The 14,980-nt window shown below is 68.8% G+C and carries 14 protein-coding genes; 6 read left to right on the top strand and 8 right to left on the bottom strand.

Annotated features, from left to right (window positions below; all coding sequences use genetic code 11):
- Positions 1–2,040 (top strand): penicillin-binding protein 1C, encoded by a 2,040-nt coding sequence (pbpC, locus tag G5B31_RS01765; protein WP_165013187.1) that lies wholly within the window; start codon positions 1–3, stop codon positions 2,038–2,040.
- Between the two features lie 74 nt (positions 2,041–2,114).
- On the opposite strand, the gene bktB is transcribed toward pbpC, so the two are convergent.
- From bktB to G5B31_RS01750, 3 genes are read right to left on the bottom strand one after another with little or no spacing between them, the layout of a single operon-like run.
- Entirely contained in the window at positions 2,115–3,284 is a 1,170-nt protein-coding gene (gene bktB / locus G5B31_RS01760; protein ID WP_165013185.1) for a beta-ketothiolase BktB, read from the bottom strand.
- Positions 3,281–3,904, bottom strand: coding sequence for a maleylacetoacetate isomerase (gene maiA / locus G5B31_RS01755; RefSeq protein ID WP_165013183.1), 624 nt, complete (start codon positions 3,902–3,904; stop codon positions 3,281–3,283). Before maiA ends, bktB begins: the two co-directional genes overlap by 4 nt.
- A complete protein-coding gene (locus G5B31_RS01750) occupies positions 3,901–4,326 on the bottom strand; it encodes a MarR family winged helix-turn-helix transcriptional regulator (RefSeq protein ID WP_165013181.1) in 426 nt (141 codons plus the stop codon). The genes maiA and G5B31_RS01750 overlap by 4 nt, the downstream gene beginning before the upstream one ends.
- A 114-nt stretch (positions 4,327–4,440) precedes the next feature.
- Here G5B31_RS01750 and G5B31_RS01745 point away from each other — a divergent pair, with 114 nt between their 5' ends.
- The gene (locus G5B31_RS01745; protein ID WP_165013179.1) at positions 4,441–5,541 is read left to right on the top strand and encodes an MFS transporter; all 1,101 of its coding nucleotides are present in this window, start codon (positions 4,441–4,443) and stop codon (positions 5,539–5,541) included.
- On the opposite strand, the gene G5B31_RS01740 is transcribed toward G5B31_RS01745, so the two are convergent.
- The 4 genes from G5B31_RS01740 to G5B31_RS01725 are packed head-to-tail and all read right to left on the bottom strand — an operon-like array spanning position 5,542 to position 9,631.
- On the bottom strand, positions 5,542–7,119 hold the full coding sequence (locus G5B31_RS01740; RefSeq protein WP_165013177.1) for an ABC transporter permease: 1,578 nt from the start codon (positions 7,117–7,119) through the stop codon (positions 5,542–5,544).
- The gene (locus G5B31_RS01735) at positions 7,109–7,879 is read right to left on the bottom strand and encodes an ABC transporter ATP-binding protein (protein ID WP_165013175.1); all 771 of its coding nucleotides are present in this window, start codon (positions 7,877–7,879) and stop codon (positions 7,109–7,111) included. Before G5B31_RS01735 ends, G5B31_RS01740 begins: the two co-directional genes overlap by 11 nt.
- On the bottom strand, positions 7,879–8,850 hold the full coding sequence (locus tag G5B31_RS01730) for an ABC transporter substrate-binding protein (protein WP_165013173.1): 972 nt from the start codon (positions 8,848–8,850) through the stop codon (positions 7,879–7,881). Before G5B31_RS01730 ends, G5B31_RS01735 begins: the two co-directional genes overlap by 1 nt.
- 34 nt (positions 8,851–8,884) lie before the next feature.
- A complete protein-coding gene (locus tag G5B31_RS01725) occupies positions 8,885–9,631 on the bottom strand; it encodes a 5-formyltetrahydrofolate cyclo-ligase (protein ID WP_165013171.1) in 747 nt (248 codons plus the stop codon).
- A gap of 125 nt (positions 9,632–9,756) precedes the next feature.
- Between G5B31_RS01725 and G5B31_RS01720 the strand changes: the two genes are divergently transcribed.
- The 3 genes from G5B31_RS01720 (at position 9,757) to fahA (ending at position 13,384) form a co-directional block, all read left to right on the top strand.
- On the top strand, positions 9,757–10,605 hold the full coding sequence (locus G5B31_RS01720; RefSeq protein WP_165013169.1) for a MurR/RpiR family transcriptional regulator: 849 nt from the start codon (positions 9,757–9,759) through the stop codon (positions 10,603–10,605).
- A 90-nt stretch (positions 10,606–10,695) separates the two neighbouring features.
- Positions 10,696–12,057, top strand: a complete 1,362-nt coding sequence (gene hmgA, locus G5B31_RS01715; protein WP_165013167.1) for a homogentisate 1,2-dioxygenase — start codon at positions 10,696–10,698, stop codon at positions 12,055–12,057.
- A gap of 67 nt (positions 12,058–12,124) precedes the next feature.
- On the top strand, positions 12,125–13,384 hold the full coding sequence (gene fahA / locus G5B31_RS01710) for a fumarylacetoacetase (RefSeq protein WP_165013165.1): 1,260 nt from the start codon (positions 12,125–12,127) through the stop codon (positions 13,382–13,384).
- A gap of 2 nt (positions 13,385–13,386) precedes the next feature.
- Here the strand turns inward: fahA and G5B31_RS01705 are convergent, their stop codons facing one another.
- On the bottom strand, positions 13,387–13,944 hold the full coding sequence (locus G5B31_RS01705) for a DUF2585 domain-containing protein (protein ID WP_165013163.1): 558 nt from the start codon (positions 13,942–13,944) through the stop codon (positions 13,387–13,389).
- Positions 13,945–13,990: 46 nt separating this feature from the next.
- On the opposite strand from G5B31_RS01705, the gene G5B31_RS01700 reads away from it, so the two are divergent.
- Positions 13,991–14,941: an MBL fold metallo-hydrolase gene (locus G5B31_RS01700; RefSeq protein ID WP_165013161.1), complete on the top strand. Its 951-nt coding sequence runs from the start codon at positions 13,991–13,993 to the stop codon at positions 14,939–14,941.
- The last annotated feature ends 39 nt before the right edge of the window (positions 14,942–14,980 follow it).

Here is a 14,980-nt window from a genome sequence, read left to right as displayed (position 1 = left end):
ATGCGGGCGCGCTGGTTCATCGCGGCGGCGGCGGGCCTCTGGCTCGCCGCCCTGGGGCGCGACCGGCTGGACGGGTGGATCGACGCCACCGTCCTGCCGCCCCTCGCCGTGCAGACCAGCGTCGAGGTGCTGGACCGAGGCGGCCACCTGCTGCGCGCCTATACGGTGGCCGATGGCCGCTGGCGGCTGGCGGTGGGGCTGGACGAGGTGGACCCGCGCTACATCGACATGCTGCTGACTTACGAGGACCGCCGCTTCCGCGACCACCCCGGGGTGGACTGGCGCGGGCTGGTGCGGGCGGGCTGGCAGGCGGCGACCAACGGCCGCATCGTCTCGGGGGGGTCGACGCTGACCATGCAGGTGGCGCGGCTGCTGGAAGAGGGCACCACCGGCGAGGTCGGCGGCAAGCTGCGGCAGATGCGGGTGGCGCTGGCGCTGGAGCGGCGGCTGTCGAAGGACGAGATCCTGTCGCTCTATCTGCACCTCGCGCCCTTCGGCGGCAACCTGGAGGGGGTGCGGGCGGCGTCCATCTCATACTTCGGCAAGGAGCCCGCCCGGCTGACCCCGGCCGAGGCGGCGCTGCTGGTCGCCATCCCGCAAAGCCCCGAGACCCGCCGTCCCGACCGCGCCGCCGACCGGGCCGAGGCGGCCCGGAACCGGGTGCTGGACCGCGCCGTCACCTTCGCGCTGATCGAAGGGGAGGAGGCGACGGCCGCCTACAGCGAAAAGGTTCCCGGCCTGCGCAAGCCCTTCCCGGCGCTGGCCCCGCATCTGGCCGACCGCGCCCGCGCCGAGGACCCGATGGCGCAGGAGCATCACCTGACCCTGGACCTGACCTTGCAGAAGCAGCTGGAGGCGCTGGCGCGCGAGGCGGTGCAGGGCAAGGGCGAGCGGTTGCAGGTCGCCATCGTGGTGGCGGACCATGCCTCGGGCGAGATCCTCGCCTCCGTCGGCTCGGCGGAGTTCACCGAAGACCGGCGGCAGGGCTATGTCGACATGACCCATGCCCTGCGCAGCCCGGGATCGACCCTGAAGCCGCTGGTCTATGCCCTGGCCTTCGACCAGGGGCTGGCCCATCCCGAGACGATGATCGACGACCGTCCCACCGTCTTCGGCACCTATGCGCCGCAGAACTTCGACAAGCTGTTCCACGGCACGGTCCGGGTGCGCGAGGCCTTGCAGATGTCGCTGAACATCCCGGTAGTGATGCTGACCGAGGCGATGGGTCCGGCGCGGCTGCTGTCCGCGATGGGCAAGGCCGGGATGAAGTATCAGCTGCCCGGCGGCCAGCCCGGGCTGGCGGTGTCCCTGGGCGGTGTCGGCGTCACCCTGCAGGACATGGTGCAGCTTTACGCCGCGCTGGCGCGGGGAGGCGTCGCCCTGCCGCTGACCTGGCGGACGGAGGGCGACCGGGCCGAGGGGCAGCGTCTGGTCAGCGCCGTCGCGGCCTGGCAGGTGGGCGACATCCTGGCCGGCCTCGCGCCGCCCCCCGGCGCGCCGCAGAACCGGCTGGCCTACAAGACCGGCACCTCCTACGGCCACCGCGATGCCTGGGCCATCGGCTTCGACGGCCGGCATGTGATCGGGGTCTGGATGGGCCGCGCCGACGGCACGCCGGTGCCGGGGGCTTTCGGGGCGGATACCGCCGCGCCGGTGCTGTTCAAGGCCTTCAACCGGCTGAAGCCGAAGCTGGACCCGCAGCCCCCGGCGCCCGCCGCCACGCTGCTGGTGTCGAACGCGCAGCTGCCGCAGCCGCTGCAACGCTTCCGGTCCCGCACCGCCGCCTTCGAGGCGGATGCGGATGCCCCCGCGGTGGCCTTCCCGCCGGACGGGGCGGAGGTGGAACTTTTGCCCGCCGGCCTGATGGTCCGCGTGCGCGGCGGGGTGGCGCCCTTCACCTGGATGGTGGACGGCCAGCCTCTGATGGTCGCCACCCGCGACCGCGAAAGCCTGCTGGAGCTGCCGGGATCGGGTTTTGTTACCGTCTCGGTGATCGACGCCACGGGACGGTCGGCCCGGGCGCGGGTGCGGGTCTGGTAGACCGCTCGTCGAGCACTCCGTGCACTCCTCGCTGCGGTTGGTGAGGAGTGCACGGAGTGCTCGACGAACCGGGGTCAGACCCGTTCGATGGCCAGCGCGATGCCCTGGCCGCCGCCGATGCACATGGTGATCAGCGCGGTCCTGCCGCCCGTCCGCTCCATCTCGTGCAGCGCCTTCACGGTGATGATCGCGCCAGTGGCCCCCACCGGATGGCCGAGCGCGATGGCCCCGCCGTTGGGGTTCACCTTCACCGGGTCCAGGTCCAAGGCGCGGCTGACCGCGATGGCCTGCGCCGCGAAAGCCTCGTTCGATTCCACCACATCGAAGCTCTGCGCGCTGACGCCGAGCTTCGCGCACAGCGCCTGCACCGCCGGAATGGGGCCGAGGCCCATCACCTTCGGCTCTACCCCCGCCACCGCCCAGCCCATGATCCGCGCCCGCGGTGCCAGCCCCTTGGCCGCCGCCCCCGTCGCCAGAACCAGCGCCGCCGCACCGTCGTTCAGGCCCGAGGCATTGCCCGCCGTCACCGTGCCGTCCTTCTGGAACGCTGGCCGCAACCCGGCCAGCGCCTCGGCCGTGGTGGCCTTCGGATGTTCGTCCACCGCGAAATGCACCGAGCCCTTGCGCCCGACAATCTCCACCGGCGCGATCTCGGCCGCGAACCGCCCCTCGGCAATCGCCCGTGCCGCCCGCGCCTGCGATTCCAGCGCGAAGGCGTCCTGATCCTCCCGGGAAATCCCGTCCTGCGCCGCCACGTTCTCGGCCGTGATCCCCATATGCCCGGTGCCGAAGGGGCAGGTCAGCGCGCCGGTCATCATGTCGACGGCCTTGGTGTCGCCCATCTTCTGCCCCCAGCGGGCGGCGGGCAGCGAATAGGGCGAGCGACTCATGCATTCTGCTCCGCCCGCGAGCGCCACTTCGGCATCGCCCAGCATCAGCGCTTGCGCCGCCGAGACGATGGCCTGCGCCCCCGACCCGCAGAGCCGGTTGACGTTCATCGCCGGAACCGTCTCCGGCACGCCGGCCTGCACGGCGGCGACGCGGGACAGATACATGTCGCGCGGCTCGGTGTTGATGACATGGCCGAAGACCACGGTGCCCACCTGTTCGGCCCCGATCCCGGCCCGCTCTATGGCCGCCTTCGCCGCATGGGTGGCGATGTCCACCGGCGGCAGGCCGGAGAGGCTGCCGCCGAAGGTGCCGATGGCGGTGCGGGCGGCGGAGAGGATGAACACGTCGGTCATGGCTTCACCTTGTCGGGATGGGCCGCCTGCACGGCGGGGATGGTCTCCAGCCTAGCCCTGATGCGCGCGATTGTCGGCCATGACGCCACGTCCAGCCCCACCCGTTCGGCGTTGTAGATCTGCGGCATCAGGCAGATGTCGGCCATGGTCACCTTGTCGCCATGGCAGAAGGCGCCGGTCTGCGGCGCGTCCAGCATCCGCTCCACCGCCGCCAGCCCGGCGGAGATGTAATGCCGCTGCCAGTCGTCGGCGGTGAAGGCCCCGCCGGTCAATGCCGCGACATGGGTGCGGACCGAGAGGTTGCAGATCGGCGCGATCTCCATCGCCACGGCGTAGGACAGCGCCCGCACCCGCGCCCGGCCCGTGGCATCGGCAGGCAGCAGCCCGCCATGGCTGTCGTTCAGGTATTCGATGATTGCCAGCGACTGCGTCAGGGTCAGCCCGTCGATCTCCAGCGTCGGCACCAGCCCCTGCGGGTTGCGCGCCAGGTTCTCCGGCGCTCTCTGCGCCCCTTCGACCAGGTTCACCGGCACCGCGGTATAGGACAGCCCCAGCAGGTTCAGCGCGATCCGCACCCGGTAGGAGGCGGAGGACCGCCAGTAGTCGTAAAGCGTGGTCATTTCTCCTCCAGGATGCGCAGCAGGGCGGCGCGGAAGGGCTCGGCCTCCGCGCCCAGCCTGGCCAGCAGTTCTTCCTGATAGGCGTCGGCGATGGGGACGATCCGCGCCATCAGCTCCTGCCCCTTTGCCGTCAGCCGCATGTCCAGCAGACGCCGGTCGCCGGCATGGCCGCGTTTCTCGATCAGCCCGGCCTGTTCCAGCCGCGCCGCCGCCCGGCTGACCTTGGACTTGTCCATGTCCACCCGCGCGTGAATCTCGCGCACCGAGACCGCATCGCCGCCGGCCAGATGCGCCAGCACCCGCCATTCCGGGATCGAAAGCCCGAACTCGGCCCGGTAGCGTTCGGAGAAGGCCTTCGACACCCGGCCCGCCGCCACGGCAAGCTGGTAGGGCAGGAAGGCGGAAAGCTGGAACCTGTGCATGAAATCTCGACCCCTGCGGCTTTCCCATTGCTGCCGGAATCCCGGCCCTGCTGCAAGCGTTGACAGTCCCGCACCGGCAGATGAGGAAGCGCGGCGGCGACAGGAGTAGGCGGAGTGCGCAACCGAATCGGGCCCGGGGCAGGGCTCTTGCTGACGGGGTTGGCGACCTTCGTCCTGATGGGATTCGGCCAGGCGCTGATCGGCCCGGCGCTGCCCGAGATGACGCGGTTGTTCGACCTCCAGCCCGGGGCGGCGGGGATGCTGGTCTCGGCGCAATGGGTGGGCAGCGCGGTCGGCGTCGCGGTGATGTATGGCTGGTCGCGCCATGTCTCGCCGCGGCTGGCGCTGGCGATGCTGGCGCTCGGCGGTGCGGGGCTGGCGGTGCAGCCGGCCTGGGGAGCGGTGCTGGTCTCGGCGGTGGTCTTCGGCACCGGCTACGGCATGGCGACCGCGGTCTTCAACCCGCGGGTGCTGCGGGCCTTCGGCGCGCGCGGGGCGTCGATGCTGAGCCTTCTCAACGCGGCCTATGCGGCGGGGGCCATCGTCTCGCCGCTGGCCTTCGTGGCGCTGGACAATTCCTCGCGGCTGGCCTTCGGCTTCGCGGTGGTGGCCTATCTGGCGATCTGGCTGCTCTCGGCCGAGCGGGAGAAGGCCGCGGACGCGCCGCGCCCGGTGCAGACCGGGTTCCGGCCGCACTGGCCGATCCTGATCTTCGCCGCCATCGGCATCGGGATCGAGGCCTCGCTGGCCGGTCTCGGCCCCACCGCGCTGGTGCGGGCCGGGCATGGCGAGGAGGCGGCGGCGCGGCTGCTGTCGGCCTTCTTCCTGGCCTTCCTACTGTCGCGGATCGGGCTGGGGATGGTGGCGCATCGCTTCAGTTCCTTCACCATCTATGCCGCGGCCATCGTGCTGGCCGCCGCCGCCGCGCTGGTCTCGGTGGCCGGCGCGCCGGGGCCGGGCTTCGTGGCGATGGGCGTCTCGGCGGGGATGTTCTTCCCCGGCATCTTCGTCACCGCCACGCGGAAGATGGGCGACGACCCGCGGGTGACGCCGGTGATCCTGGGCGCGGGACTGGTCGGCGGCATCGGGATGCCGGTGCTGCTGTCGGCGCTGACGGCAGGAATGGGGCCGCTGGGGTTCTTCTGGCTGCTGCTGGCGATCACGGTGCCGACCGCGCTGGCCGCGCTGGCGTCGCTGCGCGGCATGGCGCGGTAGCTACTCCACCACCTGCATTCCGAGACGGGTCAGCACCCGCCGCTCCACCGCCAGCACGGCGTAGTAGAAGGCGACCGACAGGCAGACCGAGACCGCGGCGACGGTCCAGATCATGCCGTAGTCCAGATAGCCGCGCGACTGGTTCAGCAGGTTGCCGAGCCCGGTGCCGGTGGCCAGCCATTCGGCGATCATCACCCCCAGGAGCGCTCGGGGCACGGTCAGCCTTGTGGCGGCGAAGAGGTAGGGTAGTGCTGCGGGGATCGACACCATCCGCAACTCTTTCCAGGCCGGGGCGCCATAGGCGCGGGGCAGGTCCAGCACCGATTGCGGCACCCGTTGCAGGCCCTGCACCAGCAGCACGAAGGCCGGGAAGAAGGTGACGGAGATGGTGATCCACAAGGTCACCGACAGGCCGCGGCCCAGCATCAGCACCAGGAGCGGCGTCAGGGCGACCAGCGGCATGGTCTGCGTCACCAAGGCCACCGGCATGAAGGCGCGGATGAAGCCGGGGATCATCCGGGACGAGATCGCCAGCAGGAAGGCGAAGCCGAGGCCCGCCACCATGCCGAGCGCGGTGATCGGCAGGGTCTGCGCCAGCGCGGCCAGCAGCTTGGCGCGTGCGGTGGCCGAGGCATCGGCGAGGAACAGGTAGTCCACCACGCCCCATGGGGTCTTGGCGATCATCTCGGGCACGCCGGTCAGCCGGATGAAGGCCCACCAGAGGACGAAGGGCAAGGCCGCCGCCCCGGCCATCAGCGCGATGCGCAGGGCCAGCGGGGCATCGGCATCGGCGTCCGAGGGCGGCAGGGCGGTGTTCAGCGTCACCGAGCGGGTGGAGCCGAGGATCCGGGCCGAAACCAGCGCGAAGACGGCGTAGCTGGCCCCGGCGATCAGCGTGGCGACGAGGCCGATGCCCCAGAGCCGCGCCGGCTCGCCCCGTCCGAGAGAGCCGAGGAGATAGGTGCCGAGTCCCCAGCGACCGCCGCCGCCGAACTCGGCCAGGATGGCGCCGAGCACGGCGTTGGGGGCAGCGATGCGCAACCCGCCGAGGATGTCGGGGATGGCGCCGCGCAGGCGCACCAGCTTCATCACCCGCCAGTTGCCGCCGCCATAGGCCCGCACCACATCGGCCGAGCGGGTGTCGTATTGCGACAGGCCGACCACGGTGGCGGTCATGGTGACGAAATAGACGCCGAGCGCGGCCAGCACCACGCGGGGCGCCATGCCCTGCAGGGTCAGCACCAGGATCGGCGCGATGGCGATGGGCGGCAGGGCGAAGACGGCGATGTTCACGCCGCGGGCCAGTCGTTGCAGCCGCGGGAACAGGACGAACAGCACCCCGGCGCCGATGGCGGCGACATTGCCGATCACGAAGCCGAGGACCGAGGCCCAGACCGTGGCCGCGACATGGCCCGGGTAGTCGGCGCGGTCGATCCAGAACCGGATCAGGATGGCGGAGAGCGGCGGCAGCGCCCCGCCGGCGACCAGCTTCAGGTGGCCCACCACCTCCCACAGGATCAGCAGGATCAACAGGTTGCGCAAGGAGCCGCTGCGCCACCAGGCGCGCTCAATGGCCATGCAGCACCTTTGCGATCCGGTCGGTCAGCGCATGGAACTCCGGCGCGGAATAAAGGTCGTCGCTGCGGGGGCGGGGGAAAGGGACCTCGATCACCTCGACCACCCGGCCGGGGTTGGCGTGCATCACCACCACGTAATCGGCCAGGAACACCGCCTCGTCGATGCCATGGGTGACCAGCAGCGCGGTCGATCCGGTCTCCTGCCAGATCCGTTGCAATTCGACGTTCATCTGCCGCCGCCGGATCTGGTCCAGCGCGCCGAAGGGTTCGTCCATGAACAGCACCTCGGGCGAGGTGATCAGCGACCGCGCGATGGAGACCCGCTGTCGCATCCCGCCCGAAAGCTGGCCGGGCAGCGATTGCTCGTAGCCTTTCAGCCCCACCAGTTCGATCAGCTTGGCGATCTCGTGGGCATAGCGGCCGGGGTCGCGCCCCAGCACCTCCAGCGGCAAGGCGATGTTGCGGGCCACGGTGCGCCAGGGCAGCAACGCCGCGTCCTGGAAGGCAACGCCGGTGATGCCGCTGGCGGTAGCGGTCGCGGGGGCCTGCCCCGCGATCCGCACCTCGCCGCTGTCGTGGTCCTCCAGCCCAAGGGCGATCCGCATCGCCGTGGACTTGCCGCAGCCCGAGGGGCCGATCAGCGCGGTGAACGACCCCGGCGGGCAGACCAGGTTCATGTCTTTCAGCGCCACCACCTCGGACCCCCGGCTGCGGTAGGTCTTGCAGATGTCGCGCAACAGGATGCCCGGGGCGGCCGACATCAGATCTCGGCAAGCAGCGTGGTGTCGAACATGTCGCGGCTGCCGGTGATGCCCACCGCCGCCAGCGCCTGGATGTTCTTCTCGATGTCTTCTTCCGTCATCGCGAAGATGCCGTTCGGCGTGTCGATCAGCGGCTTCTGCGCGGTGTTGAAGAAGACCTCGTTCTCGATGCTGCGCCCCGTCCCGGCGAACCAGGTCTCCGCCCATTGCGGCGGGTAGAGCGCGGGATCGGCCAGGTTCTCGACCCAGCCCTTGCGGCTGGCGCGCAGCCAGGCGACCAGTTCCTTGCGCTTCGCGGCCAGCGTCTCCTCCGTCACCACCACGGTGTCGTTGTAAAGCGTGACGCCGTGGTCGTAGAGCAGGAAGGACTGCGCCTCCTCGCCCAGCTGGCCGATGGTGAAGGGCACGTTGGTGGTGAAGTCGAGTGAGGCGTCGATCTCGCCCTTGACCAGCGGCGTCGGGTCATAGGCATAGGGCACGATGTTGACCTGCGTCTTGTCGATGCCGTTCAGCGCCAGAAGCGCCTCGACCGTGACGATGTTGACCGGCGGCACGGCGATGGTCTTGCCGACCAGATCGGCGGGCGCGTTGATCGGGTTCTTCTTCAGCGAGACGACGCCGATGGGGTTCTTCTGATACTGCGCGCCGATGATCTTGAACTTCGCGCCCTGCTCCGAGATCGCCCGGATCGTGGTGTCGGGCGTGGTCAGCGTCAGGTCGGCCCGCCCGGCGATGATCGCGCTTTCCGGGATCACGTCGGGGCCGCCGGGGAGGTAGGTCAGATCCAGCCCCTCCTCGGCGTAATAGCCCTTGTCGATGGCCAGGAAATAGCCCGAGAACTCGGCATCGTTGATCCAGGCCGCCTGCATGGTGAAGGGGGTGGCCGCCCGCGCGCGTCCCGGCAGGGCAAGGGTGGCGCCTGCGGCGGCGGCGGTGTGGAGAAAGCCGCGACGGGAAATCGTCAGTGTCATTCCATCCTCCTGTTGTCTTGTTTCTTGTTTTCCGTCAGGCCCGGGGCGCAAGCCCCTGTATAGCCCGCAGTTCCTGCAAGGGCGGCGTCTGTTCGATCTGCTTCGGCTCCAAGAGGTCCCAGATCACCCCATGCGGCCGCTTCGCCCGTCGGTCCACCCGGTGCAATCCGCCGGGGGTGGCGATCCAGTCCACCAGGATGTCGGTCGGGCTGGGGTGCAGCTTCTCGTGCACCACCTGGCAGTCGTGGACCACAGCCACGACCGGCGTCTGTTCGCCCACGAGGCCGAGGTCGGTGAACATGCCCCATTCCAGGTCGAAGAACCCGTGCCCCTTGCCGAAGCGCACGCCATCCACCGAGACGGCGGAGGCGCCGGTGACGAGGAAGTCGATCCGGCCCTTCCTCGCCACCTCTTCCAGCGTGATCGGCCGGCCGAAATGCTCCATCCCGTCCAGCCAGGCGGCGTAAAGCTCGTGCCCCTTCGGGACCGAGCCCGGCTCGATGTAGAGGAAGCCGCGGTAGATGCCGTAGGTCGACATGAAGAAGGGCTTGCCCATCTCGATCAGCGCGCGGCGGATTTCCACCAGGCAGTTGTCGGGGGTGATGAACAGGAATTCGGCGTTCCTGCAGGCCTCCATGTCCAGCACCCGCCGGTTGGCGATTTCCGATCCCTCGAAGTCGGGGATCACCTCGGCGAAGTTCTTGTCGAAACGGGTGTCGGGCTTGGCGACGTTCCTCAGCTTGCCCCAAATCTGCTGCCGGATGATGTTTGATTTCGACACGCCGCGCCCCTACTGTTTCAGAATGCTGTTTCAGGATTTCGGAGAAGTGTTCCCGTGTTCCAAAATGATGAAACCACAGTTTCAGCCTGTCAAAAGAAAAAATAACCGACTGGAAAGGAAGGGAAATGTCCACACGGCTGGCCCTGCGCATCCAGGAACGCTTCGACCGCCTGACCCGGAGCGAGCAGAAACTGGCCGGAGTGATTCTGGACCGGCCCGGGCTGATTGAAACGCATACTGCAACGGAACTGGCGGGGATCGCCGATGTCTCCAAGGCCACCGCCGCCCGGTTCTTCCGTGCGCTCGGCTATACCGACTTCGAGGAGGTCAAGCTGCAGGCGCGGGAGGAGCGCAACCGCACCCAGCCCTACAGCTATTCGGTGGCCAGCCACGGGACGACCGTGCTGGGCCGCACCATCGGCGAGCATCTGGACCTGGAACTGGCCAACATCACCCGCACCTTCGAGGAGATGAGTCCCGATGCCCTGCGGCAGGCGGCGCGGCTGATCGCGGATGCGCCGCGGCTGTGGTTCCTGGGCCTCGGGACGGATGCCTGGCTGGCGCGCTACGGGCTGGCGCTGTTCTCGCGGCTGCGGCCCAACGTCCATGCGGTCGGGATCACCGGCGGCGCGGTGGCCGAGGACCTGGCGCTGATGGGGCCGCGCGACGTGATGATCGTGCTGGCGCAAGGCCCGCAGCCGCGCGAGATGAAGGCGATCCTGTCCTATGCCCGCACGACCCGGGCCAGCATCATCTCGCTGACCGACCAGGGCAACCTGGCGCAGGCCAAGCGGTTCTCGGACCTGGCGCTGCGCTGCCACATCTCCAGCTACGGGCTGATCCCCAGCTATACCACGCTGGTCAGCACGCTGCGGCTCTTGGCCATCGCCCATGTCGGGCTGGTCGGCGAGACGGCGCTGCAACGGGCCAGCCTGATCGACGAGATCAACGAGGAACTGGACATCCTGGGATAGCATCCGGCCTTTCGCCTTGACTTCGTTGCAAGTGCAACGATAATTCGGGCAAGGGAGACTCATCTTTTCACATGGATGCGGGAGGCGCCGATGAACACCCAGGCACGTCACAGCGGCCTGATCCGGGCCGTCGATACCAAGGGCACGGTCGAGGGCTACATGCCCGGCTTCGGCAACGACTTCGAGACCGAGGCGCTGCCGGGGGCCTTGCCGCAGGGGATGAACTCGCCCCAGAAATGCAACTACGGGCTTTACGGCGAGCAGCTGTCCGGCACCGCCTTCACCGCGCCTTCGCATCAGAACGAACGGACCTGGTGCTATCGCATCCGCCCCTCGGTCAAGCACACCCACCGCTTCCGCAAGATCGACCTGCCGCTGTGGAAATCGGCGCCCTGCATCGACCCGGACATCATCTCTCTGGGCCAATACCGCTGGGACCCGGTGCCGCACAGCGGTGAGCGGCTGACCTGGCTGACCGGAATGCGGACCATGGTGACGGCGGGGGACGTGAACACCCAGACCGGCATGGCCTCGCACATCTATCTCGTCACCGAGTCGATGAAGGACGAATATTTCTTCTCGGCCGACGGCGAGCTGCTGGTGGTGCCGCAGGAGGGCCGGCTCCGCTTCTGCACCGAGCTTGGCATCATCGACCTGGAGCCGCAGGAGATCGCGCTGATCCCGCGCGGGCTGGTCTACCGGGTCGAGGTGCTGGACGGCCCCTGCCGCGGCTTCGTCTGCGAGAATTACGGTCAGAAGTTCCAGCTGCCCGGCCGCGGTCCCATCGGTGCCAACTGCATGGCGAACCGCCGCGATTTCAAGACCCCGGTCGCGGCCTTCGAGGACCGCGAGATGCCTTCCACCGTCACGGTGAAATGGTGCGGCCAGTTCCACGAGACCAAGATCGGCCATTCGCCGCTGGACGTGGTGGCCTGGCACGGCAACTACGCACCCTGCAAATACGACCTGAAGACCTATTGCCCGGTCGGCGCCATCCTGTTCGACCACCCGGATCCGTCGATCTTCACAGTGCTGACCGCCCCTTCGGGGATCGAGGGCACCGCCAACATCGACTTCGTGTTGTTCCGCGAACGCTGGATGGTCGCCGAGAACACCTTCCGCCCGCCGTGGTATCACAAGAACGTCATGTCCGAGCTGATGGGCAACATCTACGGCGTCTACGACGCCAAGCCCAAGGGCTTCGTCCCCGGCGGCATGTCGCTGCACAACTGCATGTTGCCGCACGGGCCGGACAAGAACGCCTTCGAGGGGGCGTCGAACGCCGAGCTGGGGCCGGAGAAGCTGGACAACACCATGTCCTTCATGTTCGAGACCCGCTTCCCGCAGCACCTGACCCCCTTCGCGGCCCAGGCCGGGCACCTGCAGGAGGATTACATCGACTGCTGGGGGTCGCTGGAGAAGAAGTTCGACGGGACGCCGGGGGTGAAGTGACTGTCAGAAAAGCGGGGGCCAGCCCCCGCACCCCCGGGATATTTATGGACAGATGAAAGCAGGGTAGATGCCGCTTCTCCGCTCTTGGGTCGACAGTGCCAATCGTGCCGATTGCGATTTTCCCCTGAACAACCTGCCCTGCGGGGTGTTCTCGGTCGAGGGCGAGGAGCCGCGCTGCGGTATCGCCATCGGCGATTTCGTGCTGGACGTGGCGGGGCTGGAAGAGGCCGGGCTGCTGGCTCTGGACGGCGGGCCGCTTCTGGACGTGCCGTTCTGGAACGAGGCGATGGAAGCCGGGCCTGCGGTCTGGGCCGCCTTGCGGGCGCGGTTGCAGGACCTGCTGGCCGAAGGCGCGGCGGAGCGGGAGGCGGTGGAGCCCTTCCTGGTGCCGCGGGCCGCGGCGACGTTGCACATGCCCTTCCTGGTGGCCGAATACACCGATTTCTATGCCGGCAGGAACCATGCCTTCAACGTCGGCTCCATGTTCCGCGGGCCGGAGAACGCCTTGCCGCCGAACTGGCTGCATATCCCCATCGGCTACAACGGCCGGGCGTCCTCGGTGGTGGTCTCCGGCACGCCGGTGCGCCGGCCCTGGGGGCAGGTCAAGGGGCCGGACCAGCCGATGCCGGCCTTCCAGCCCTCGCGCCGTTTCGACCTGGAGCTGGAGATGGGCGCCGTGGTCGGGCGGGCGTCGGAGGGGATGGTCTCGGTCGCCGAGGCCGACGAGATGATCTTCGGCTACGTCCTGCTGAACGACTGGTCGGCGCGCGACATCCAGGCCTGGGAATACCAGCCGCTCGGCCCGTTCCAGGCCAAGGCCACGGCGACCACGATTTCCCCGTGGATCGTGATGCGGGCGGCCTTGGAGCCGTTCCGGGTGTCCACCCCGCCGCGCGAGGTGCCGCTCTTGCCGCATCTGCAGGAGCCGGGGCCGATGCTCTACGACATCGCGCTGGAGGTCGGGCTGACGCCGGAGGGCGGCGCGGAGACGGTCATCGCCCGGACGAACTACCGCGAGATGTATTATTCCGCCGCGCAGCAGCTGGCGCATCATACCACCAGCGGCTGCCCGATGAACGTGGGCGACCTCTTGGGCTCCGGCACCATCTCCGGCCCGACGAAAGAGAGCCGCGGCAGCCTCCTGGAGCTGTCATGGGGCGGCAAGGAGCCGATCGCCATCGAAGGCGGAACCCGCAGCTTCCTGGAGGACGGCGATACGCTGACCCTGCGCGGCCATGCGCAGGGCGAGGGCTACCGGATCGGCTTCGGCAACTGTTCGGGCCGGGTGATCCCGGCGCATGAGAACCCATTAGGGGCGGGACGATGATCCTAGCGGCCGGCCTGCCACGCCGCCACGCTGTCCAGCGGCCAGAGCAGCATCAATATGTTCAGCGCCAGCCCGTCGCGGATCAGCCAGATCGTGGTCGCCTCGAAGGCGACGGCCAGCGTCACCGTGGCCCAGACCGGCAGCCGCGCCGCCAGGAAGAAGCCGATGATCATCGCCGCGATGTCGGCCACCACGTTCAGGACGGAATCGCCGTAGTAGTCCAGGCTGATCGTCACGCTGCGGTAGCGCTCGATCACCGCGTCGGAGTTCTCGACGATCTCCCACAGCGCCTCCACCGCCGTGGCGATGGCGAGGCGCCAGCCGAAGGACAGGCGGCGGGCGACCAGCCAGAGGATGCCGAAGAACAGGAAGCCATGGATGATGTGGCTGGGGGTATACCAGTCGCTGATGTGCTGGCTGTTCTCGGAAGAGACGACCACGCCGTGCCACAGCTTGACGAAGCCGCATTTGCAGATCGGCTCCCGCCCGATCCACAAGAGATATGCGGCTGCGAGGGCGACGATCAGGGCGGTGGCGAGGTAAGGGATGCGCTTCGACATGGCGCGCAGGGAATCACGGCCGGATGGGGCTGACAAGGGGAATGAGATGGCAAAGCAATTCGCATCCGCAGGCGACATGGCCGAGAAGAAGACCAGCTTCACCGAAGTGGGGCCGGGTCTCTATGCCTTCACGGCCGAGGGCGATCCGAACACCGGGGTGATCGTCGGCGACGATGCGGTGATGGTGGTCGAGGCGCAGGCGACGCCGCGGCTGGCGCGCAAGGTGATCGAGCATATCCGCGGCGTGACCGACAAGCCGATCACCCATCTGGTGCTGACGCATTACCACGCGGTGCGGGTGCTGGGGGCCAGCGCCTATGGCGCGCGCGAGATCATCATGTCCGACGCCGCCCGCGCGATGGTGGTGGAGCGCGGGCAGGAGGACTGGGACAGCGAGTTCGGCCGCTTCCCGCGGCTGTTCCAGGGCCACGAGGAGATCCCGGGCCTGACCTGGCCGACCACGACCTTTTCCGACAGCATGACCGTCTACCTGGGCAAGCGGCGGGTGGACATCATGCACCTCGGCCGCGCCCATACCGCGGGGGATGCGGTGGTCTGGGTGCCGGATGCCGAGGTGATGTTCACCGGCGACATCGTGGAATACCACTCGGCCTGCTATTGCGGCGACGGTCATTTCGCCGATTGGGGCGGCACGCTGGAAGCCATCGCCGCTTTCGACCCCGCCGCCATCGCCCCCGGTCGGGGGGATGCGCTGGTCGGGCGCGAGATGGTGGCGAAGGCCATCGAGGCGACGGCGGATTTCGTCGACAGCACCTATCGGCCGGTGGCGAAGGTGGCCGCCCGGGGTGGGTCTCTGAAGGAAGCCTGGGACGCCTGCCGCGCCGCCTGCGACCCGAAGTTCAAGGACTTCGCCATCTACGAGCATTGCCTGCCCTTCAACGTCGCCCGCGCCTGGGACGAGGCGCGGGGGATCGACACGCCGAGAATCTGGACCGCCGAGCGGGACCGGCAGATGTGGGAGCAGTTGCAGGGCTGAACCCGGGTGCAGCGGGGGGCCAGCCCCCCGCACCCCCCG

It is taken from the genome of Rhodobacter sp. SGA-6-6 (assembly GCF_011043545.1).
Classification (GTDB): domain Bacteria; phylum Pseudomonadota; class Alphaproteobacteria; order Rhodobacterales; family Rhodobacteraceae; genus Pseudogemmobacter.
This window is presented reverse-complemented; position numbering and strand designations above follow the sequence as displayed.

Excerpts from the sequence above, each read along its gene's own strand:
- fahA (WP_165013165.1), top strand. The coding sequence starts at position 12,125 with ATGCCGCTTCTCCGCTCTTGGGTCGACAGTGCCAATCGTGCCGATTGC.
- bktB (WP_165013185.1), bottom strand. The coding sequence starts at position 3,284 with ATGACCGACGTGTTCATCCTCTCCGCCGCCCGCACCGCCATCGGCACC.
- G5B31_RS01750 (WP_165013181.1), bottom strand. The coding sequence starts at position 4,326 with ATGCACAGGTTCCAGCTTTCCGCCTTCCTGCCCTACCAGCTTGCCGTG.
- pbpC (WP_165013187.1), top strand. The coding sequence starts at position 1 with ATGCGGGCGCGCTGGTTCATCGCGGCGGCGGCGGGCCTCTGGCTCGCC.
- G5B31_RS01700 (WP_165013161.1), top strand. The coding sequence starts at position 13,991 with ATGGCAAAGCAATTCGCATCCGCAGGCGACATGGCCGAGAAGAAGACC.
- G5B31_RS01740 (WP_165013177.1), bottom strand. The coding sequence starts at position 7,119 with ATGGCCATTGAGCGCGCCTGGTGGCGCAGCGGCTCCTTGCGCAACCTG.
- G5B31_RS01735 (WP_165013175.1), bottom strand. The coding sequence starts at position 7,879 with ATGTCGGCCGCCCCGGGCATCCTGTTGCGCGACATCTGCAAGACCTAC.
- hmgA (WP_165013167.1), top strand. The coding sequence starts at position 10,696 with ATGAACACCCAGGCACGTCACAGCGGCCTGATCCGGGCCGTCGATACC.
- G5B31_RS01730 (WP_165013173.1), bottom strand. The coding sequence starts at position 8,850 with ATGACACTGACGATTTCCCGTCGCGGCTTTCTCCACACCGCCGCCGCC.
- G5B31_RS01720 (WP_165013169.1), top strand. The coding sequence starts at position 9,757 with ATGTCCACACGGCTGGCCCTGCGCATCCAGGAACGCTTCGACCGCCTG.
- maiA (WP_165013183.1), bottom strand. The coding sequence starts at position 3,904 with ATGACCACGCTTTACGACTACTGGCGGTCCTCCGCCTCCTACCGGGTG.
- G5B31_RS01705 (WP_165013163.1), bottom strand. The coding sequence starts at position 13,944 with ATGTCGAAGCGCATCCCTTACCTCGCCACCGCCCTGATCGTCGCCCTC.